General features: G+C 66.9%; 1 protein-coding gene. It reads left to right on the top strand.

Translation table 11 applies throughout. The annotated features are described in order from the left end of the window. Window positions 1–1,306, top strand: a 1,306-nt coding sequence (locus ACWDAK_RS41250) for an amino acid adenylation domain-containing protein (RefSeq protein WP_449806596.1), incomplete at both ends; no start/stop codon positions are given.

The raw sequence follows: 1,306 nt of genomic DNA, 5'->3' as shown, positions 1-1,306 counted from the left end.
ACCAGCCCGACAACGAACAGCAACCCGACAACGGACAGCAGCCCGGAACCGCCCTGCCGGAACACGACCAGCCCGACAACGAACAGCAACCCGACAACGGACAGCAGCCCGGAACCGCCCTGCCGGAACACGACCAGCCCGACAACGAACAGCAACCCGACAGCGGGCGGCGCTCTGGAATCGTCCTGCTGGATGCACTCGACCTGTCAGGCATGCCCACCCACACGCCCAACACCACGCTGCGTCCGGAGAACCCGGCCTACGTCATCTACACCTCAGGCTCCACCGGCCGCCCCAAGGGCGTCACCGTCACCCACACCGGCATCCCCAGCCTGACCACCACCCACCAGACCCGCTTCGGCCTCGGCCCCCACAGCCGCGTCCTGCAATTCGCCTCACCCAGCTTCGACGCCGCGTTCTGGGAACTCACCATGGGCCTACTATCCGGCGGCACCCTCGTCATCACCGACCGCGACCACCTCATGCCCGGCGAACCCCTCGCCACCACCCTGGCCAGCCAGCACATCACCCACGCCATGCTGCCACCCGTCGCCCTCGCCGCCACCGAACCCAACCCCCACACCCACGGCACCACCCTCATCAGCGGCGGCGAAGCCCTCACCGCCACCCAAGTCGAACGCTGGAGCACCAACCACCAACTCTTCAACGCCTACGGCCCCACCGAATCCACCGTCGCCATCACCTTCACCACCAACCTCACCCAACCCACCACCCCACCCATCGGCACCCCCATCACCAACACCCGCATCTACATCCTCGACGAACACCTCAACCCCGTCCCCCCAGGCACCCCCGGCGAGCTCTACACCACCGGCCCCGGCCTCGCCCGCGGCTACCTAGGCCGCCCCGCCCTCACCGCCGAACGCTTCACCGCCAACCCCTACGGACCCCCCGGCAGCCGCCTCTACCGCACCGGCGACCTCGCCCGCTGGAACACCAACGGCCAACTCCACCACCTCGGCCGCGCCGACGACCAAGTCAAAATCCGCGGCTTCCGCATCGAACTCGGCGAAATCGAAACCACCCTCACCCGCCACCCCCACATCACCCAAGCCACCGTCATCGTCCGCGAAGACCAACCCGGCAACCCCCAACTCACCGCCTACGTCCAACCACACCCAAACACCACCCCCACCCCCACAGAACTACGCCACCACACCCAACAAACACTCCCCCACTACATGGTCCCCACCCACATCGTCATCCTCGACGAACTCCCCCTCACCCCCAACGGAAAAATCAACCGCAAAGCACTCCCCACACCAACACACACCACCACCACCAC

Source organism: Kitasatospora sp. NPDC001175, assembly GCF_053598215.1.
Note: the sequence above shows the minus strand (reverse complement) of the source record. Positions and strands in the feature narration are given on the sequence as shown.